17 protein-coding genes are annotated in these 20,186 nt (G+C 71.1%); 1 reads left to right on the top strand and 16 read right to left on the bottom strand.

Annotation, left to right across the window (positions count from 1 at the left end):
* Positions 1-4: 4 nt before the first annotated feature.
* From ASC99_RS17770 to ASC99_RS17730, 9 genes are all read right to left on the bottom strand, one after another.
* Complete coding sequence (locus ASC99_RS17770; protein ID WP_157531596.1) at positions 5-361, bottom strand: hypothetical protein; 357 nt, start codon at positions 359-361, stop codon at positions 5-7.
* Between the two features lie 648 nt (positions 362-1,009).
* A complete protein-coding gene (locus ASC99_RS39440; protein WP_057233080.1) occupies positions 1,010-2,866 on the bottom strand; it encodes a hypothetical protein in 1,857 nt (618 codons plus the stop codon).
* 61 nt (positions 2,867-2,927) lie between these two features.
* Positions 2,928-3,419 (bottom strand): hypothetical protein, encoded by a 492-nt coding sequence (locus ASC99_RS17760; RefSeq protein ID WP_057233079.1) that lies wholly within the window; start codon positions 3,417-3,419, stop codon positions 2,928-2,930.
* A 48-nt stretch (positions 3,420-3,467) separates the two neighbouring features.
* On the bottom strand, positions 3,468-5,618 hold the full coding sequence (locus ASC99_RS17755) for a WD40 repeat domain-containing protein (RefSeq protein ID WP_057233078.1): 2,151 nt from the start codon (positions 5,616-5,618) through the stop codon (positions 3,468-3,470).
* A 128-nt stretch (positions 5,619-5,746) separates the two neighbouring features.
* Positions 5,747-6,265: a GNAT family N-acetyltransferase gene (locus ASC99_RS17750; protein WP_057233077.1), complete on the bottom strand. Its 519-nt coding sequence runs from the start codon at positions 6,263-6,265 to the stop codon at positions 5,747-5,749.
* Between the two features lie 295 nt (positions 6,266-6,560).
* A complete protein-coding gene (locus ASC99_RS17745) occupies positions 6,561-7,016 on the bottom strand; it encodes a GNAT family N-acetyltransferase (protein ID WP_057233076.1) in 456 nt (151 codons plus the stop codon).
* A complete protein-coding gene (locus ASC99_RS17740; RefSeq protein ID WP_057233125.1) occupies positions 7,016-7,954 on the bottom strand; it encodes an RluA family pseudouridine synthase in 939 nt (312 codons plus the stop codon). The genes ASC99_RS17745 and ASC99_RS17740 overlap by 1 nt, the downstream gene beginning before the upstream one ends.
* A 70-nt stretch (positions 7,955-8,024) precedes the next feature.
* Positions 8,025-8,705 carry a signal peptidase II gene (gene lspA / locus ASC99_RS17735; RefSeq protein WP_369824205.1) on the bottom strand — a complete coding sequence of 227 codons (681 nt, stop codon included), beginning with the start codon at positions 8,703-8,705 and terminating at the stop codon, positions 8,025-8,027.
* Between the two features lie 76 nt (positions 8,706-8,781).
* Positions 8,782-9,285: a TraR/DksA family transcriptional regulator gene (locus ASC99_RS17730; protein ID WP_235502525.1), complete on the bottom strand. Its 504-nt coding sequence runs from the start codon at positions 9,283-9,285 to the stop codon at positions 8,782-8,784.
* Positions 9,286-9,861: 576 nt separating this feature from the next.
* On the opposite strand from ASC99_RS17730, the gene ileS reads away from it, so the two are divergent.
* The gene (gene ileS / locus ASC99_RS17725; RefSeq protein WP_057233073.1) at positions 9,862-12,990 is read left to right on the top strand and encodes an isoleucine--tRNA ligase; all 3,129 of its coding nucleotides are present in this window, start codon (positions 9,862-9,864) and stop codon (positions 12,988-12,990) included.
* Positions 12,991-13,297: 307 nt separating this feature from the next.
* Here ileS and ASC99_RS17720 read toward each other — a convergent pair whose 3' ends face one another.
* From ASC99_RS17720 to murG, 7 genes are all read right to left on the bottom strand, one after another.
* Entirely contained in the window at positions 13,298-14,605 is a 1,308-nt protein-coding gene (locus ASC99_RS17720; RefSeq protein ID WP_057233072.1) for a DivIVA domain-containing protein, read from the bottom strand.
* A 49-nt stretch (positions 14,606-14,654) separates the two neighbouring features.
* Positions 14,655-14,945: a YggT family protein gene (locus ASC99_RS17715; RefSeq protein WP_057233071.1), complete on the bottom strand. Its 291-nt coding sequence runs from the start codon at positions 14,943-14,945 to the stop codon at positions 14,655-14,657.
* Between the two features lie 87 nt (positions 14,946-15,032).
* Positions 15,033-15,641: a cell division protein SepF gene (locus ASC99_RS17710; RefSeq protein WP_057233070.1), complete on the bottom strand. Its 609-nt coding sequence runs from the start codon at positions 15,639-15,641 to the stop codon at positions 15,033-15,035.
* Between the two features lie 195 nt (positions 15,642-15,836).
* On the bottom strand, positions 15,837-16,571 hold the full coding sequence (locus tag ASC99_RS17705; RefSeq protein ID WP_057233123.1) for a YggS family pyridoxal phosphate-dependent enzyme: 735 nt from the start codon (positions 16,569-16,571) through the stop codon (positions 15,837-15,839).
* Positions 16,572-16,722: 151 nt separating this feature from the next.
* Positions 16,723-17,910 (bottom strand): cell division protein FtsZ, encoded by a 1,188-nt coding sequence (ftsZ, locus tag ASC99_RS17700; RefSeq protein ID WP_057233069.1) that lies wholly within the window; start codon positions 17,908-17,910, stop codon positions 16,723-16,725.
* A gap of 388 nt (positions 17,911-18,298) precedes the next feature.
* Positions 18,299-19,081: a cell division protein FtsQ/DivIB gene (locus tag ASC99_RS17695; protein ID WP_162257890.1), complete on the bottom strand. Its 783-nt coding sequence runs from the start codon at positions 19,079-19,081 to the stop codon at positions 18,299-18,301.
* Positions 19,074-20,180, bottom strand: coding sequence for an undecaprenyldiphospho-muramoylpentapeptide beta-N-acetylglucosaminyltransferase (gene murG, locus ASC99_RS17690; RefSeq protein ID WP_057233067.1), 1,107 nt, complete (start codon positions 20,178-20,180; stop codon positions 19,074-19,076). Before murG ends, ASC99_RS17695 begins: the two co-directional genes overlap by 8 nt.
* Positions 20,181-20,186: the final 6 nt, after the last annotated feature.

The following is a 20,186-nucleotide window of genomic DNA, read 5'->3' as shown; positions in this document are numbered from 1 at the left end:
GGGTTCAGTGCCTTCCGTTGAGCTTGCCGTTGGCGATGTCCCGCAGCACCAGGTCCGGCTGACCTGTTCCGGGAAGCGGGAGTTCGGGCTTGCCGAGCCCGTCGAGGCTGAACTGCTCGGCGTTGTCGTAGCTGTCGCCCAGTCCCTTGAGGATCTTGCCGATCCGCTCGACGATTTCCGGGAGCAGCTTCAGGCCATCGAGAATGTCCTTCTCGTTGCCGAGGTAACCCGGCTCGCCGTCCTCGCCGTCGGCGAAGGCTGGTGTACAGCTCCTTGAGATCGTCGGCCACGCCCAACACCGGCCCGGCAGCCGCCCGGTACTGCTCGGGGATCGCGACGAACCCCGCCCCCGCACTGCCACTCGACGAACGGGCAGCCGACAGCGCCTGCTTGGAGACGACCTGATCTCCGCCCACCTTCAGCGCAGCAGTCGTCCCGTCATTCATGGGCATCGCCTGCATCGCGGGAACCGAACCATCCGCACCCACCTTCAGCGCGGCAGTCACCCCCTCGCTCGGGGGGACCGCCTGCATCGCAGGGAACGACCCATCGGCTGCGGCAGCCCGGCTCGACCGCGCCTCCGTGACGGTCCCGAACGCGTCCTCCCCAGCCATGGTGTGCATCTGCTGCTTGGGCATCATGCGCTCGGAGGTCTGCTCCACCGGCGTGTAGAACGGCTCAGCCGCCGCCTGCGCGGGCATGATGCGCTCCGACGACCGCTCCACCGGCGTGAAGAGCGGCTCCGCCGCCTCCTGCGCCGGCGTCAGACGCTCGAACGACCGCTCCGCCGGGATCACGTCGTCCCCGCCGCCCCAGAGCGGCGCAGCCTGGGGTTCCATGACGGCTCGTCGTACGGGTGTCCCCACCTGTTCGGCCGGTCGGAACTGCGGCTGTTCTTCCATGACGGTCCCTCATCGAGTCGGCGGGGTACGGGTGCTGGGCAAAAAAGGGAGGGCGGCGGAGGGCTGGAGGTCCTCCGCCGCCCGGTCTCAGGGGAACCGGAACCAGGTCACGGCCTGGGCGTTCCACCACCCTCGGCGCCGGCGCCGGCGGCGATCCGGGTCAGCGCCGCGCGCAGGAACGGGCTGGGCACGTCGTACCCGCCTTCCTGCCGGATCGGCGTGGGCTCCACGACGGCCGCCGCAGGGGCCTCGGTCACCTGGCCCTCCTCGTCGGGGCGTCCGCGCCGTTCGGCCACCGAGCGCGCCCGGTCGAGGTACTCCTCCTCCGGCGCGGGCGCCGCCGGCGGGGCGGTGGTCGTCCCTTCCGGGGCCACCGCCCCACCGGTCGACGCGACCGGGGAGTCGGCGGAGGTCACAGCTCCGCCCGCCTCCGCCCCGGCCTCGGCCACAGTCGGCTCGGCGCCCAGCAGCGCGCCTGCCAACTGGGTCATCAGATCGCCACTCCCGCCCACCGCGGGCTGAGAGGCGGCAGCCGCCGCAGCCGCAGCGGCGGCTTCACCGGACGAGCCCCCACGGGCTTCGTCCAGCCACTGACGCCGCATCCGTTCGAAATGCGGGTCACCCGCCTCGTGGTCGACCTGTTCCCCGCCGACGACCCCACGATCGCGGCGGCGCTTCTCCTTCTCCTCCTCCGAGCCCAGCCGGGTGGGCCGCAGGAAACGGTTGCCGCCACCGGCGCCACCGCCCTTGCCGCCACCCGCGCCACCGCCCGGTGCGCCCGCGCCGGGCGCACCGGCCGTGCCACGACCCGACGCGGCCCCGGCCGCACCGCCCGCCGTGCCGCCACGGCCACCGCCGGCCGCACCACCGGCGCCACGGGCCCCGGCACCACCCGCACCGGCCAGCCCGCCACCGCGTCCGTACGCCCCGGCACCCGGGACACCGCCACCGCCGAAGGCACTGCCGCCGCCCGCGCCACCGCCGACGCCACCACCCGCACCCGCACCACCGCCACCGCCGGAGCCCGAGTACGGGGTGATCGACCCGTCGCCGAGGCCCTGGTAGCCGGGGTGACCGGCCAGGTTCAGGCCAGGCGGCTGGACGGCGGTCTTGAACAGCGGCTTCCCGTCCGGGCCGAGACCGTTGCCACCGAGGTACGGGTTCTTGGTCGCCGGCGGCTTGTACGGCTGCACCTTCGGCGGCGTGTACGGCTTCGGCTTCGGAGCACCGCCGCCCGCGCCACCACCGGCCCCGCCGCCACCGGCACCTGACCCCGCGCCGCCGCCACCCGCACCCGCACCCGCACCGCCACCACCGGCACCGGCACCGCCACCGGGCGGCGCCGAGTCGATCTTGGTCGGCGGCGGGGTGTCCCCGCCGGGCGGGGGCACCTTGCCGCCAGCCAGGTTGGCGATCTGCGTCGCGGCGTCCGTCGCCGCACCGTGGTCGGCACCCGCCTTCAGCATCGTGTCGACGCTGCCGGTGACGTCCTTGACGTACGTGTGGTACGCCTCGACCGCGGACTTGACGCCCGCCGACTTGGCGATGTCGTCCTTCTTGCCGGCCGGGTTCTGCTCGATGTACTTCTTCGCGTACTCGAGCTGGTTGATCATCGTGGTCTTGGTGTCGGTGATCGCCGCGGCGGCACCCCTGAGGTGCGCCTCGACCATCTTTCCGGCCGTCAGGATCGTCCCGGCGTGCGAGCCCTCACCGACGCCGTACTTCTCCAGATAGCGCTCGTAACTCTGCGCCGCCTCACCGGACATGTGCTCGCAGGCGCGCTGAGCATGGGCCCAGATGGTCCGGATCCGGACATCGGCGACGTCGTTGAACGTCTTCCAGGCCGCCGCCAGGTCGTTGATCCGTTCCTCGTTGCCGTCGGGAAACTGGACGTCCCCGCCCTGCTCACTGCTGTGCAAGGTCTTGAGCACGTCCGCGAGCTCAGGAGGCAGCTCTTTCTTCACCGGTGGTCACTCGTTTCCTGGTCGACGCTGTTGCACGGAGGGGATGACGACGGGCCGGGGCTCACATCACCTGCGGGCGGCCGTAGGTGGGCGCGGGCTTCGGCTCGGGGCGGTCACCCGCGTGGTTGTAGTTGAGGTTCGGCCCCTTGGTCGGCGAGACGTACCCCGGTCCGGTGCCCGCCGACGGCGGGGGCGGCAGCGGGATGTCCGTTCCGTCGCCGATCTTGTTGAGCAGGTCGGCGTGCTCGGAGTCGGTCTCGCGGTGACTGCCGCTCATCATCTTCAGGTTGCCCGCGACCTGGGCGGTGTTCCCGAGGAAGGCCTTGAAGCCCTCCAGGGTCTTCTTCTGCTGCTCGGCCAGCCCGATCACCGAGGCGGTCGCCCCGCCCAGCGACTTGCCCACCAGGTCGGTGCCGTAGATGTCGTCCTTGACCGTGGCGACCAGTGTGGAGAGCTTGATGTACGCCTCTTCGAGGTCGTCGTGCATCCGCTGGATCATCGTGGCGGCGGCCTCGACCTCGTCCAGGTCGATATTGAAGGAATCCCCTGCCATGCTTCCCAACCCCTAGGAAATTCGGAACGATTGAACGGACGGCGGTGCTCAGAGGGTGAGCGCGCCACCCGGTCCGACCACGTACAGGCCGGTCTCGCCGAAGGCGATCGCCAGCGGTGTGCGGTCCAGCGGCGCCTCGTTGACCAGCGTGCCGGTGGCCAGGTGCCAGAGCCGCAGCGTGGCGGTGGCGTCTCCGGCGGCCACCAGCACCTCGCCGTCCAGCTCCTGGCAGATCAACGAGCGGACCTCGGCGGTGCCGCCGGGCAGATCGGCGATGCCGTGCCCGCCCATCACGTCCCAGCCGAGGACGGAGCCGTCGGTGCAGCCGGCCAGCACCACGGCCCGGCCGTCCAGGGTGCCGACGGTCAGCTTCTCGGCCGACTCCCGAAGACCCGTCAGGACCGGTCCGGCCTGGCCGCCGTCGACGTCCCAGAGCCGGACGGTACGGTCCCGGCCCGCGCTGGCCAGCACCCGGCGGCCGCTCACCTCGCCGATCGCCAGCGCGGTCACACCGTCCTGATGGGCCGCCAACTGCCGGAGCGGGGCGCCGTCCTGGGCGCTTCTGACCCGTACGGTGCCGTCCGCCCCGCCCGAGACCAGGATGGCCGTCGTACCGGGCACCGGCTCTCCGAAGACCAGCGCGGTGACCGGTCCGGTGTGCGGCGTCGGCACCGAGAGCGGCACGCCGTCGCTCAGCCGGTGGCAGCGCACCGCGCCGGCCACCGTGCCGCAGACCAGCACCGGTTCGCCCTCGGCCGGCAGCACCGCCACCGAGCCGACCGGGCCGCCGTCGGAGTCCAGCGCGTACAGCTCGGTCCTGGCCGCCGCGTCCCAGAGCCGGATCCTGCCGTCGCCGTAGCCGGCCACCAGCACCGGGCGCCCGTACAGGTCGCCGACCGCCAGCGCGTTGACCGGAACCGGGCCGGCGCCGTCCGCCCGCTCCGGCTCGTAACTGCCCACCGGCTTACCACCCTTGGTCTCCCAGAGGCGGATCCGGCCGTGCTCGTCGCCGCTGGCCAGCAGCTCCTGGCCGCCGACCGTGACGGTGGCCAGCGCGGTCAGCCAGCTGCCGCCGGCCGGGCGGCCGCCGAGCGCGGTGGCCGCGTACACGTCCCAGGTGCGCAGCGTGTTGTCGAGCGCGCAGGAGGCCAGCACCGGGCGGCCGTCCAGCTCGGTGAAGGTCAGACCGGTGACGGTGGCCGAGTGGCCGGTGAACAGTGCGACCTGGCGCCCGGTGGCGAGGTCCCAGAGCCGGATGTCCTGGTCCTGGCCGCCGGTGGCGAGCAGTGCCTGCTCGCCGAGCGGGAGCACCGCGAGCGCGATGACCGGCGCCGAGTGGCCGACCAGCAGGTGGAGTTGGGCCCCGGCACCGGCGTCCCAGACCCGGACCGTGCCGTCGGATGCGGCCGCCACCACCAGGTCGACCGAGGCGCAGCGGGCGTGCAACAGCGCCCGGGCACCCTCGCCGCCGATCTCCAGCAGGCCGAGCCCCTTGCCGTCCTCGGCCCGCCAGGCCCGGACCTCGCCGCGCCGGCCGCCGGAGAACACCAGCGGGACGCCCTGCACCAGCCCGGCGGCCACCACCTGCGCGCCTTCACCGCCCGAAGTGCCGTGCACCAGCGCGCCGCTGGCGGCGTCCCAGACCTGCACCGCGCCGTCGGCCGCACCGACCGCGAACAGCTCCCGGTCGTCCACCACCCCGAGCGCGACCGCGCTCGGCAGCAGTCCCGCCTCGCCGTCGGAGCCGCCCAGCGAGCCGCCGTCCGGCAGTCGGCCGAGGTCGAAGCCCTGACCACCCTCGGCCAGCGCGTAGGCGGGCAGGCCGTCCACCGTGCCGATCGCGGCGGCTGGCAGCACCGTGTCGGCGGCGGCCTCGACGGCTGCCGACTCGACGACGGCGAGCGGGAGTTGGCCGTACTCCAGCGGCTGGAGTAACTGGACGGCGAGCGCCTCCAGCAGCCGGGCCACCGGGGGCACCGGGTGCTCGGTGCCGTCGGTCCAGGCGGTGTCACCGACCGTCAGCCGCCGGGCCGCCCGGTCCGCGACCGGCTCCTCGGCGGACGCTCCGGGGGTGGCCCGCAGTGTGGTCAGCAGACGCTGCGGGACCGCCTGGTCCAGCCCGCCGTACCGCACCGTGTCGCCCTCGGGCAGCTGCCGTTCGACCAGCAGCGAGCCGTCCTCGTCGATCGTCAACTCCATGCGGCCGACGGCCAGTTGACGCGATCCAGCGGTGAAGCGAATGGTGCCCGACACAATGCCCCCAAAAAACGTCCGGGTCGGAAGATCAGCAGTCAGCAGAGGGGCCCGCCAGCCGGGCCCGCGGGTGGTCAGCAGAGCTCGCCGRGCACCACGGTGGCGTACACGGCGTCGTGCAGCGTCTGGGTGCTGGAGCTGCGGAACAGCTGTGGGCGGAAGCCTGCCCGGCGGAAACCGATGAAGGCTCCGACCACCTGGACGGGCATGTTGTCCGCCGCCGCATAGGCGTCGATCCGCTCCAACTCCAGCTGCTCGAAGCCGAATCGGCAGACCAGCCGGAGCGCCGAGGCGGCCACCCGGAGACTGCGGGCGGCCGGCAGCAGCCAGACCGCGACCTCGGCCGCACCTTCGTCCGGACGCAGGTCCGTGAGCTCGGCCCAGCCGACCGCGGGCCCGGGGCCGTCCAGCACGGCGAAATACGCGGCCCGGTCGGCGGCCCAGAGTCCGGGGGCGACCTCGGTGATCCAGCGCACCGCCGACTCCCGGTCCGGGTGCGCGAGGACACCCTGCATGAACTCCCGGACCAGTGGATCGCGCGAACCTGCCAGCAGGGTGTCCGCGTCCTCCTCGATCGGGCGGCGCAGCTCCACCCGACCGTCCTGAAGAGCCGGAACGGTGCCCGACGAACTCAACCGGCGCACCTGACCCCCAGCCCTATTCGCGCGTGTGAGCCGTCATCGAAGCATTCCAAACCTCCGATGCTCAAGCCACGGTGGGCCTCCGCGGGGGTTCTGCGGAAACACTGCCCGTGCGTACATCGGACAGGGAGCTGGAAGGGCAGAAAAAGGGATCCGGGCAGCCCGCAGGCCACCCGGATCCCCGGTGTTTCACAGCTTTCGGTGCGTCAGATCCGCCGCGTCACAGCTGCCGTGTCAGAGCTCTGCGTCAGAGCTTCCGCGTCATGGTCCGGTGCGGGATTCCGGCGTCGTCGTAGACCGGGCCCTCGGCGACGTACCCGAGGCGCTCGTAGAAGCCCAGTGCCTGCACCTGCGCGTGCAGCTCCAGCTCGGTGCCGCCGTGCTCGCGACCGGCCTGCTCCAGCGCCCGGACCAGCTCGGCGCCGAGCCCGGTGCCCCGGGCGGCCTTGCGGACGGCGAGGCGGCCGAGCAGCACCCGCCCGGCGATCCCGGTCTTGCCGAGCGCCTCGGCGCCGTGGATCAGCCGGCCGGTGCCCAGCGCCATCCCGTCCGCGAGCGCCAGCACATGGACCGCGGTGGCGTCGTACTCGTCGTACTCCAGCTCGGCCGGGACACCCTGCTCGACCACGAAGACCTCGTGCCGGATCAGCTTGACCAGCGCCAGGTCGACGTCGCCGGCGGCAACCCGCAGCTCGGCGGCCATCAGCTCTCCGAGGAGATGATCTCGAGGGCCCGGCGCAGGTCCTCCGGGTACTCGCTGTCGAACTGCACCCACTCGCCGTCGCCGGGGTGCTCGAAGCCGAGCGAGACCGCGTGCAGCCACTGCCGGGTCAGGCCGAGCCGCTTGGACAGCGTCGGGTCGGCGCCGTAGGTGATGTCACCGACGCAGGGGTGCCGCAGCGCGGACATGTGCACCCGGATCTGGTGGGTGCGGCCGGTCTCCAGCTTGATGTCGAGCAGCGAGGCGGCCCGGTAGGCCTCGATCAGGTCGTAGTGGGTGATCGAGTGCTTGCCGTCCTTGGTGACGGCCCACTTCCAGTCCGAGCTGGGGTGGCGGCCGATCGGCGCGTCCACGGTGCCGCTCATCGGGTCCGGGTGGCCCTGCACCAGGGTGTTGTACTTCTTCTCCACGATCCGGTCGTGGAACTGCCGCTTGAGGTCGGTGTACGCGCGCTCGGACTTGGCGACCACCATCAGCCCCGAGGTGCCGACGTCCAGGCGGTGCACGACGCCCTGGCGCTCGGCCGCGCCGGAGGTGGAGATCCGGTAGCCGGCCGCGGCCAGGCCGCCGATCACGGTCGGTCCGGTCCAGCCGGGGCTGGGGTGGGCGGCGACGCCGACCGGCTTGTCGACCAGCACGATGTGCTCGTCGTCGTGGACGATCCGCATGCCCTCGACGTGCTCGGCGACGATCTGGACGGGGGCGGCGGGGGCCGGGATCTCGACCTCCAGCCAGGCACCGGCCATCACCCGGTCCGACTTGCCGGCCGTCACGCCGTCGATGGTGACCTTCCCGTCGGCGGCCAGCTCGGCGGCCTTGGTCCGGGAGAAGCCGAACATCCGGGCCAGGGCGGCGTCGAGGCGCTCACCTTCCAGGCCGTCGGGAACGGGGAGGCTGCGGGTCTGCGCTGCGGTACTCACCCGTACGAGTATGCCGGACCCGGCGCCACTACCGGACCGCACGGCCTGCACGCCGGGCGTGATCCGGGTGCTACACGCTCTTGTCTTCCTTGGTCACCTGGTGCACGGTGCCGTCCGGGTTGCTGCCCCGGAAGGAGAGCAGCACGACCAGGATGCCGCCGCAGACGATGGCCGAGTCGGCCAGGTTGAAGACCGCGAAGTGCTGGACCGAGATGAAGTCCACCACGTGCCCGCGGAACACCTCGGGCGAGCGGAACAGCCGGTCCGTCAGGTTCCCCAGGGCCCCGCCGAGCAGCAGACCGAGCGCGATCGCCCACGGCAGGCTGTAGAGCTTGCGGGCGATCCGCCAGATCACCACGATCACCGAGGTGGCGATCGCGGTGAAGACCACCGTCATCGCCTGGCCCATCCCGAAGGCGGCCCCACCGTTCCTGATCACCTGGAAGGTGACGATGTCGCCGATCACGTCGATCGGCTGGTGCCCCTCCAGCCTGGCCACCACCAGCAGCTTGCTGCCCAGGTCGATCAGGTAGGCGAGCAGGGCCACCCCGAGCAGCAGTGCGATCCGGCGACGGCGGAGCGCCTCCCGGCGGGCCGGCTCCTCAGGGGTGCTCACCGCGTCCTCCACGGCCTCGGCCGAAGCAGCCTCCGCCGGTGCAGCCTCGACCGCTGCGGGCTCGGCCGACGCGAGGTCGGCCGAGGCGGGCTGGACGGAGTCGTCCTGGGTCTGGGGAGAGCCTGGAGTGCTGATGATCCGCTCCGCTGCCGAGAGTGAACGAGTACTGGGGTCGAGCGTACGGTACCGCCCGACCCCCGTGGCCGACTCGTTACCTGCGCTCCTGCTTGGCCTTGCAGGTGACGCACAGGGTCGCCCGCGGGAAGGCCTGCAGCCTGGCCTTGCCGACCGCCTGCCCGCACGACTCGCAGACCCCGAAGCCCACGCCCTCCAGCCGGGCCAGCGCCCGCTCGGTCTGGGCCAGGCTGTCACGGGCGTTGTTGGCGAGCGCGAGCTCACTCTCCCGGCTGATGTTCTTGGTGCCGGCGTCGACCTGGTCGTCGCCCGCGCCGTCGTTGGAGTCCCGCATCAGCCCGTCCAGGGCCTGCTCGGCGGCGGCGATCTCGCTGCGCAGCCGGTCCGCGTCGTCGTTCAGCTCCTGGTGCAGCTCGGCCACCTCGGCCGTGGTCCAGGACTCCTCGCCGGGGCGGACCGGCAGCTCCGCCGGGTCCACCGACTCGGCCCCGCGTGCCCCGCTCCCCGCCGGGGCGTGCTTGCGGCTGGTCGCGGCCACCCGTCCGGTGCCGGTGCTGGTCTTCCGCCGTGTAGTGCTCACGGTCCCCTCCCCTGAGTCGCCTGCCACGGCCTTGCGCGTCCGCTTGGTGACGGTAGTGGCGGTAGCGCCACTTGCCTTCTCAGCCATGGCTTCGACCTCATCTACGAACGAAACGGACCGCCGGTTCCCGGCGGCCTCCGGTGCCGGAACGATAATCCCCATCGAATCCACCCACAACGGGACATACCGATAAGGCCCTGGGTTCCCACCCGGGCAGCCGCCCGAGTGCTGACCGTGTTGTGCCCAGATCGTCATCCGCTAACCACGCGTGTGGGCGCGCATAACGCCTTGCCGGTCCCGATACACTGAGCCTGCAAGGCGCTGATGGGACGAGTACCGACGTACGCAGCCAGGAGCGACCCGGGGATGGTGTGAGCCCGGGGGTGTGCGCGGCGGGAAGATCACCCCGGAGCCACCGGAAGAACGGCCTGACGGCCCATTAGACCCGGTAGCAAGCCCAAACAAGAGGGCCGCAGTCCCCATCCGCGGCCAAGGAGGGTGGTACCGCGGGACGGCCTGCCGTCTCGTCCCTCCGTCGGAAGGCTGTCCACGCATCCGTCGGAGGTAGACCCCGCGATGACCACGTACAACTCCGTACCCGCTCAGGTGGACCTGCCGGTCCTGGAGCACCAGATCCTGTCCTTCTGGCAGGACCAGAAGATCTTCCAGCGCAGCCTCGAGCAGTCCGAGGGCCGCCCCGAGTGGGTGTTCTACGAGGGCCCGCCGACCGCCAACGGCATGCCGGGCGCGCACCACATCGAGGCCCGGGTCTTCAAGGACGTCTTCCCGCGCTACCGGACCATGAAGGGCTACCACGTCGCCCGCAAGGCCGGCTGGGACTGTCACGGCCTGCCGGTCGAGCTGGCCGTCGAGAAGGAGCTCGGCTTCGCCGGCAAGCAGGACATCGAGAAGTACGGCATCGCCGAGTTCAACGCCAAGTGCCGCGACTCGGTGACCCGGCACACCGACGCCTTCACCGAGCTCACCACGCGCATGGGCTACTGGGTCGACCTCGACGAGGCCTACCGCACCATGGACCCGTCCTACATCGAGTCGGTCTGGTGGTCGCTCCAGCAGATCTTCGACAAGGGCCTGCTGGTCCAGGACCACCGGGTCGCCCCCTGGTGCCCGCGCTGCGGCACCGGCCTCTCCGACCACGAGCTGGCCCAGGGCTACGAGACCGTGGTCGACCCCTCGGTCTTCGTCCGCTTCCCGCTCACCTCGGGCCCGCTGGCCGGCACCGCCGCGCTGCTGGTGTGGACCACCACCCCGTGGACGCTGGTCTCCAACACCGCCGCCGCCGTGCACCCGGACGTCACCTACGTGGTGGCCACCGACGGCACCGAGCGCCTGGTGGTGGCCGAGCCGCTGCTGGCCAAGGCGCTGGGCGAGGGCTGGGAGGCCACCGGCGAGTCCTTCACCGGCGCCGAGATGGAGCGCTGGGCGTACCGGCGTCCGTTCGACCTGGTCGAGATCCCGGACGCGCACTACGTCCTGAACGCCGACTACGTCACCACCGAGGACGGCACTGGCATCGTCCACCAGTCCCCCGCCTTCGGCGCGGACGACCTCGCCACCTGCCGCAAGTACGGCCTGCCGGTGGTCAACCCGGTCGAGGCGGACGGCACCTTCGCGGCCGACGTCCCGCTGGTCGGCGGCGTCTTCTTCAAGAAGGCCGACGAGGCGCTGGTGGCCGACCTGCAGGCCCGCGGCCTGCTGTTCCGGCACCTGCCGTACGAGCACAGCTACCCGCACTGTTGGCGCTGCCACACCGCGCTGCTCTACTACGCGCAGCCGTCCTGGTACATCCGCACCACCGCCGTCAAGGACGCGCTGATCCGGGAGAACGAGGGCACCAACTGGTTCCCCGAGAACGTCAAGCACGGCCGCTTCGGCGACTGGCTGAACAACAACATCGACTGGGCGCTCTCCCGCAACCGCTACTGGGGCACCCCGCTGCCGATCTGGCGCTGCGAGGAGAACCACCTCACCTGCGTCGGCTCGCTGGCCCAGCTCTCCGAGCTGACCGGCACCGACCAGAGCGCGCTGGACCCGCACCGGCCGTTCATCGACGACGTCACCTTCGCCTGCCCGACCTGCTCGGCGACGGCGACCCGGGTGCCCGAGGTGATCGACGCCTGGTACGACTCGGGCTCGATGCCGTTCGCCCAGTACGGCTACCCGTACCAGAACAAGGAGTTGTTCGAGAGCCGGTACCCGGCCCAGTTCATCTCCGAGGCGATCGACCAGACCCGCGGCTGGTTCTACACGCTGATGGCCGTCGGCACCCTGGTGTTCGACAAGAACAGCTACGAGAACGTCGTCTGCCTCGGTCACATCCTGGCCGAGGACGGCCGGAAGATGTCCAAGCACCTGGGCAACACCCTCGACCCCATCCCACTGATGGACCAGCACGGCGCCGACGCGGTGCGCTGGTTCATGGCCGCGAGCGGCTCGCCGTGGTCGGCCCGCCGGGTCGGGCACGGGGCGATCCAGGAGGTGGTCCGCAAGACGCTGCTGACCTACTGGAACACCGTCGCCTTCCAGGCGCTGTACGCCCGCACCGCCGAGTGGGCCCCGTCCGCCTCGGACCCGCGTCCGGCCGACCGGCCGCAGCTGGACAAGTGGGTGCTGTCCGAACTCAACACCCTGGTCCGCGACGTGGACGCGGCGCTGGAGCTGTACGACACCCACCGGGCCGGCAAGCTGCTCTCCGGCTTCGTCGACGACCTCTCCAACTGGTACGTCCGGCGCGGGCGTCGGCGGTTCTGGCAGGGTGACGCGGCCGCGCTGGCCACCCTGCACGAGGCGCTGGAGACCGTGACCCGGCTGATGGCCCCGCTCACCCCGTTCATCAGCGAGCGGGTCTGGCAGGACCTGGTCGTCCCGGTGGTCGCGGACGCTCCGGCCTCGGTGCACCTGGCCTCCTGGCCGGTCGCCGACGAGGCGCTGATCGACACCGAGCTGTCCCGGAACATGGCGCTGGTGCGACGGCTGGTCGAGCTCGGTCGGGCCACCCGCGCCGAGTCGGGTGTGAAGACCCGTCAGCCGCTGTCCCGTGCGCTGATCGCGGCGCAGGGCTGGGACGAGCTGCCCGGTGACCTGCGGGCGCAGATCGCCGAGGAGCTGAACGTCTCGGTGCTGGAGTCGCTGGCGGAGGTCGGCGGTTCGCTGGTCGACACCTCGGCCAAGGCGAACTTCCGGGCTCTGGGCAAGCGGTTCGGCAAGGGCGTTCAGGACGTCGCCAAGGTGGTGGCCGCGGCCGATGCGGCTGCACTGGCTGCTTCGCTCCGTGCCTCCGGCACCGCCTCGGTCGAGCTGAACGGGGAGACCGTCGAGCTCGGTCCGGACGAGGTGATCATCACCGAGACCCCGCGCGAGGGCTGGGCGGTCGCCAACGAGTCCGGCGCCACCGTGGCGCTGGATCTGCACATCACGCCGGAGCTCAAGCGGCTCGGTATCGCCCGGGACGCCATCCGGCAGATCCAGGAGGCCCGGAAGAACTCCGGCCTCGACGTCGCCGACCGGATCGTGCTGCGGTGGCGGGCCGCCACCGAGGAGACCGCCGAGGCGATCGCCGAGCACGGCCAGCTGGTCGCCGACGAGGTGCTCGCCACCGACTTCCTCGCGGGCGCGGCGGAGTGGGTCTCGGAGACCTTCACCGACGAAGGGCTCGGCCTGAGCTTCCAGCTCCGCAAGGCGTAGGCAGGCGCTCAACCGGCTACGGTCCAGGGGCTCGGGGAACGGCGACGAGATCTGGCGTGCGGGTCACAGGCGAAAGTGCCTGACCATGCACGCGGGTGCGACCTCTTCTGAGGTCGGCGTCGCAGTTCCCCGAGCCCCTGATGTGCCCTACCGAGGCACGTGCCAAGAGGTCGGCGTCGCCCACGCGGCGGAGCCGCACATCAGCAGAGCCCCGAGCCCCTGCCTGCCGAAGCGTGTGCCAAGAAAAAACGAGGGCGCCCCCACGGTGACGGTTCGTCACGGCGGGGGCGCCCTCGATGGTTACTGCTTAGTTGTCGCCGTCCTCGTCGATCAGGAAGCCACGCATCGGAGCGGGCGCCTGCTGCATCGGCTGCGGAGGCTGCGGCCGGACGGCCGCCATCGGCTGGGTCATCCCGGCGGGAGCCATCTGCGCGGCGCCGCTGGAGGCACCGTTCGGCTGGCCACCGAAGGAGGGCTGACCGTTGCCGCCACCGAAGGAGGACTGGCCGCCGAAGGACGGCTGGCCCGCACCGGCGAAGGAGGACTGACCGCCGAAGGACGGCTGACTGCTCATCGCCGAGGCACCGGCCGGCGGCAGCGAGGCGGTGGCCGGGATCCGCGGCGGGGCGAGCGAGTCGTCCGCCTGCGACTCCAGCTGGCGCAGCTGGGTCTCCAGGTAGGACTTCAGGCGGGTGCGGTACTCACGCTCGAAGGCACGCAGGTCCTCGACCTTGCGCTCCAGGGTGGCGCGGGCGGACTCCAGCGAGCCCATCGCGACCCGGTGCTTCTCCTGCGCGTCCCGCTCCAGGGCGTCGGCCTTGGCGCGGGCGTCCCGCTCCAGGCCCTCGGCCCGGCTGCGCGCCTCGCCGACGATCTTGTTGGCCTCGGAACGGGCCTCGGAGATCGCCTGGTCGGCAGTCTGCTGGGCGAGCGCGAGCACCCGGGCGGCACTGTCGCCACCGGGGGCCTGCTGCTGCTGCATCGGGGCACCCATCGGGCCGCCGAGCTGCTGGCCCATCGGGCCGCCCATCGGCTGCAGCTGCTGGCCGCCCATGGTCTGGCCCATCTGCTGCTGGCCCATCGGCTGCAGCATCTGACCACCCATCGGCTGCACCAGCTGCTGCTGGCCGCCCATGGTCTGGCCCATCTGCTGCTGCATCGGCTGCTGCATCTGCTGCTGCTGGCCCATCGGCTGCAGCTGCTGCTGGTTGGGCTGGCCCATCGGGCCGCCCTGACCGGACGGGAGCTGCGGCGCACCGGACGGCAGGCCGAGCGGCTGGTTGCCCATCTGCTGCTGCATCTGCTGCTGCTGGCCGGGACCCTGCTGCATCTGACCCTGGCCGGGCACCGGCGGGCCGGATATGGCGGCGGGGACGGGAGCACCCTGGCGGCCGTCCTGCGGCTGCTGCTCCTTGCGCATGTTGGCCTGGTTCTGCGCGGCGGCACGAGTGGCCGCGGCGAGCTTGGCCCGCAGGTCCTCGTTCTCGCGGAGCAGTCGGGTCAGCTCAGCTTCGACCTCGTCGAGGAAGGCATCGACCTCGTCCTCGTCATAGCCTTCACGCAGCCGGACGGTCGTGAACTGCTTGTTCCGAACGTCCTCGGGGGACAGTGACATCTCTTCACCTCAACGTGATCGTCGGCACACCGGCATCCTGTCGCAGCGCTCAAGACGGCAGAGTCAGCACGAGCGATCTCAGGACAAACACAATGATCATCAGTACGAAGAAGGACAGGTCGAGCGCCACGCCCCCGAAACGCAACGGCGGAATGAATCGCCGAAGAAGCTTGAGCGGCGGATCGGTGACAGTGTACGTGGCCTCCAGCACCACGACCATGGCCTTCCCAGGACGCCACGAGCGGGCGAACTGGAAGACCCAGTCCATGACCAGACGGAAGAGCAGGACCAAGAGGAAAGCACTCAGCGCATAGAAGAGCACTCCCCGCACGATCCCCATCGCGTCTCCCTGTTCATATCCGGCATACCGGACGATCCGTCAGTCACGTACCACTGCCACGAGATCCACCGAGAAGTCGTGGTCGGGTCAGCTCTGGTTGAAGAACCCACCCTCGGCGATCCGAGCCTTGTCCTCCGCCGTTACATCGACGTTAGCAGGAGACAGCAGGAACACCTTCTGTGTCACTCGCTCGATACTGCCGTGCAGACCGAAGACGAGTCCAGCGGCGAAGTCTACGAGCCGCTTCGCATCCGTGTCGTCCATCTCGGTCAAATTCATGATCACCGGGGTGCCGCCACGGAACTGTTCCCCGATGGTACGGGCCTCGTTGTAGGTCCTCGGGTGCAGCGTGGTGATGCGGTACGGCTCTCGTTCGTTGACGACCTTGGGCATGATCACCGGGGTGCTCTTCTCCAGGTTTTGGCGGCGGTCGGGTGTGATGGACGACACTGGGGCCATCCGCGGCTGCTCCTGCCGGATCGGCACGGCAGCCGGGACGGGCTGAGGCGCGATGTGGGCGACGGGCGCCGGCGCGGCGGGTGCCGCCGCGGGGCGCTCCAGGCCCTCGGTCCGTCCGGTTCGGATCGGCTCGGGGTCCGTGTCGTAGTCGTCGTCGGGGTCGTAACCCTGGCCGTCGTACGTCTCGTCCTCCACGAGGCCGAGGTAGACCGCCATCTTGCGCATTGCGCCGGCCATGCTCCTGTCTCCTCCGCTCTGTGGTGGATCGTCACCGGCGGCCTTCGCCTGCGGGATTCCGCACACCACCCGACGCTCCGTCATAGAGTGGGAGTGGCTGCGGGTTTGCGATCGATCCACGGTTCACTAGCGCTGTAGCCAGCTGCTAGGTTCTGTCCTGTTTTGTCCTGCAGTCTGATCTACTACCCGGTGACGTTACCGGAGCGTTGACCGCACTCCGAGCACCGCCGTACCGACGCGCACATGTGTCGCTCCGGCGGCCACCGCCTGCTCCAGGTCACCGCTCATGCCCGCCGAGACCATCGTGGCAGCCGGATGCGTCGACCGTAGGGCAGTTGAGATTTCCGCCAGCCGCTCGAAAGCCTTCGCCGGATCACCCGCCAACGGCCCGGCCAGCGGAGCGACGGTCATCACACCGGACAGTCGCAGCCCGGGCGTGTCGGCGATCGCGTCGGCCAGTGCGGCGACCTCCTCGGGGGCCGCCCCGGCCCGGCCCTCGCCCTCGCCGGCCTCCTTGTCCAGGGCGACCTGGACCAGGCAACCTACCGGCGGACGCCCGGCGTTGGCCACCGCGGCGGCCAGTGACTGCACCAGCCGGAGCCGGTCCACCGAGTGCACGTGGTTGGCGTAGCGGACCACCGAGCGGACCTTGTTGGTCTGCAGTTGGCCCACGAAGTGCCAGTCCAGCGGCAGTTCGCGGCACAGCTCGGCCTTGGGGGCGGCGTCCTGGTCGCGGTTCTCCGCCACGTCGGTGACGCCCAGGGCGGCCAGCAGGGCGGTGTCCTCGGCCGGATAGGTCTTGGTGACCACCACCAGCCTGACCGCGTCCCGGGCCCGCCCCGCCGCCGTACAGGCGTCCGCGATCCGGCGCTGCACCACCTCGAGGTTGGCGCCCAGCTCCTCGTACCTGGCGCGCTGACCCTCGGTCAGCGCCGCCAGGAACTCCGGTCCGCCCGGTTCCGGTCCGTACAAGTCAGTCACAGTCGCCCCACACAGCTCGCCACAGCAGATGATCGCACTCCGGACCGCACGATGCCCACCGTGTTCCCGACGGGAACACGGTGGGCATCGGGTGCCTCGGTTACTTCAGGAAGTCCGGTACGTCGAGCTCCTCGGCCGGGTTCTCCAGCAGCGGCTGCCGGACCGGCTGCACCTGCGGGGGGACCGGCGAGGCCGTGGTGGTGGTGCCCTGCTCGTCCTTCGGACGGTCCGTCACCGAACCGATGCTGCCGTAGGACGGGCGGCCCGCCGGGCGCTCCGGGGTCGAACCACCGGCGGCCGGGGTGGACTTGACCACCGGGTCGCGGACGATGGCGGGCGGCTGGCCGCCGTCGAACCCGGCCGCGATCACGGTGACCCGGACCTCGTCGCCGAGCGCGTCGTCGATCACCGCGCCGAAGATGATGTTCGCCTCGGGGTGCGCCGCCTCGCTGACCAGCTGGGCCGACTCGTTGATCTCGAAGAGACCGAGGTCGGAACCGCCGGAGATGGAGAGCAGCACGCCGCGGGCGCCGTCGATGGAGGCTTCCAGCAGCGGGGAGGAGATCGCCATGATGGCGGCCGCCTTGGCCCGGTCCTCGCCGCGCGCCGAGCCGATCCCCATCAGGGCCGAACCGGCGTCCGACATGACCGACTTGACGTCGGCGAAGTCGAGGTTGATCAGACCGGGGGTGGTGATCAGATCGGTGATGCCCTGCACGCCGGAGAGCAGCACCTGGTCGGCCGAGCGGAACGCGTCCAGCACGCTGACCTGGCGGTCGGAGATGGAGAGCAGCCGGTCGTTCGGGATCACGATGAGGGTGTCGACCTCCTCGCGCAGCCCGGCGATGCCGTCCTCCGCCTGGTTCGCCCGGCGGCGGCCCTCGAAGGTGAACGGCCGGGTGACCACGCCGATGGTGAGCGCGCCGAGCGAGCGGGCGATGTTCGCCACCACGGGGGCGCCACCGGTGCCGGTGCCGCCGCCCTCGCCGGCCGTCACGAAGACCATGTCGGCCCCCTTGAGGACCTCCTCGATCTCCTCGCGGTGGTCCTCGGCGGCCTTCCGGCCGACCTCGGGGTTGGCCCCGGCGCCGAGGCCCCGGGTGAGTTCACGGCCCACGTCGAGCTTGACGTCGGCGTCGCTCATCAGGAGGGCCTGCGCATCGGTGTTGATCGCGATGAACTCGACGCCCTTGAGACCGACCTCGATCATCCGGTTGATGGCGTTCACACCACCGCCGCCGATACCGACGACCTTGATGACTGCGAGGTAGTTCTGCGGTGCTGCCACGTCGAAGGCCTCTCGCCTCGAGATTCCGGGTCGGCTTCCTCCCGTTTGTGAGGGCCGACGGATGTCGATGGGTGGGGAGCCCGGGGTATTTCCTGACTGTATGTCCGAAATTCCGACCACCGACCCGAACCCTAAACTTGACCTTTAGGGTTGTGGCTGTGCCTGCGTCACATCACCGTGGGACACAGCCTGGTGACACAGGACACTAGGTGGCAACTCATCCGTGTTCAACGAACACGCCGAGCTTCCCGTTTTTCTTTTGAGCCTATGTGATCATCCATCACCCGGTGAAACCGGGGTGACCACCTAGGTTCGGGGCGGAGGTACTACTCCGTCAACACCGCCCCTGGGAAGAGAACTTACCGGATCTTCCCGACACGCCGGGCCATCATCCGCCGATACCGGGGGCCTCGGGCGCACTCACGTCGTAGATCTTGGCCTTCCGGGGCAGCAGCGCGGCCAGCACCTGGGCCTTGCGCACGGTCCGCTCCGCACTCCCCCAGCGCACCACCACACCGTCGGCGAGCTGCAGTTGGATGTCGTCGTAGCTGTGTACCCGAACGGCTCCGGCCAGCTTGGCCACCTCCGGTGGCAGCCCCGCCGCCACCGTCACCGCGGCCCGCACCAGCTCGGGCTTCCCGAACACCGCCAGGGCGTCGTTCGCCTGCTGACTGAGCGCCAGCTCCACCACCGGCACCCCGGCCGGCGGCGCGTCCTCGGTGGCGAAGCCGAAGCCGGTCGCGTCGACCTGGGTGAACTTCCCGTCATCGGTCCGCACCGCGGCCACCGGGCGCCGCTCCACCACCTTGATCCGCAAGGTGTGCGGCCAGCCGCGCCAGACCTCGACCCTGGCCACCCGCGGCAGCCCGGCCACCCGTCGCTCGGCCTCGGCCAGGTCGACCCGGGCCAGCGGGCCGTGCTGCCCGCTGCCCAGCACCTCGCGCACCTGGTGCGCCGTCAACTTGTCGCCGGTCAGCCCCTGGACGGCGACCACCCGGACGTCCAGCACCGAGGAGAAGAACACCAGCCAGCCGAGCGCGCCCAGGAACACTGCCCCGAGCGCACTCAGCACCACGATCCCGCGGCGGGAGAGCCGGAGCCGGGGAGCGTACTCCTCCTCGGCCTCCTCCTCGTCCTCCACCGGATCAGTGAGGACCGGCGTCTCAGCCACGGCGGCGACCACCTCTGGCCGCCTCGATCGCCTCGTACACCATCCCGACCAGCAGGTCGTCGGCGTCCCGGCGGCCGAACTCGGCGGCGGCCCGGCTCATGTCCCAGAGCTTCTGCGGGTTGGTGAGCACCGGCAGCACGTTCTGCAGCACCCAGTCCGGGGTCAGCGCGGCGTCGTCCACCAGCAGACCGCCGCCCGCCTTGACCATCGGCTGGGCGTTCAGCCGCTGCTCGCCGTTGCCGATCGGCAGCGGCACGAAGGCGGCGGGCAGGCCGACCGCGGCCAGCTCGGCCACCGTCATCGCGCCGGACCGGCAGAGCATCAGGTCGGCGGCGGCGTACGCGAGGTCCATCCGGTCCACGTACGGCACCGCGCGGTACGGCGGCATCCCGGGGATGTCGTCGATCACCGGCAGCTCGTTCTTCGGCCCGACCGCGTGCAGGATCTGCACGCCGTACTGCTGGAGTCGGGGCGCGATGGCCTGGACGACCTCGTTGAGCCGCCGGGCGCCCTGCGAGCCGCCGGAGACCAGCAGGGTGGGCAGCCGCTGGTCGAGCCCGAAGTAGTGCCGGGCCTCCGGGCGGACCGCGTTCCGGTCCAGGGTGGCGATGGTCCGGCGCAGCGGGATGCCGATGTACCGGGAGTCGCGCAGCTTGGAGTCGGGCGTGGAGACCGCGACGAAGTCGCTGTACCGGGCACCGATCTTGTTGGCCAGCCCGGGGCGGGCGTTCGCCTCGTGCACCACGATCGGCACCCCGGCGCGCTTGGCGGCCAGGTACGCGGGCATCGCGACATAGCCGCCGAAGCCGACCACGGCGTCCGCCTTGACCCGCTCGATGATCTCCTGGGCGGCCCGGACGGTGCCGCGCAGCCGGCCCGGCACCGTGATCAGTTCCGGGGTGGGCTTACGGGGCAACGGCACCGCCGGGATCAGCTCCAGCTGGTAGCCGCGCTCGGGCACCAGCCGGGTCTCCAGACCCCGCTCGGTGCCGAGTGCGGTGATCCCGATGGACGGGTCGTGCCTGCGGAGGGCATCCGCGAGCGCCATGGCCGGCTCGATGTGCCCGGCGGTTCCGCCGCCTGCGAGTACGACATGCACCGAAAT

Origin of the sequence: Kitasatospora sp. Root107, assembly GCF_001424875.1 — a bacterium.
GTDB lineage: Bacteria > Actinomycetota > Actinomycetes > Streptomycetales > Streptomycetaceae > Kitasatospora.
Note: the sequence above shows the minus strand (reverse complement) of the source record. Positions and strands in the feature narration are given on the sequence as shown.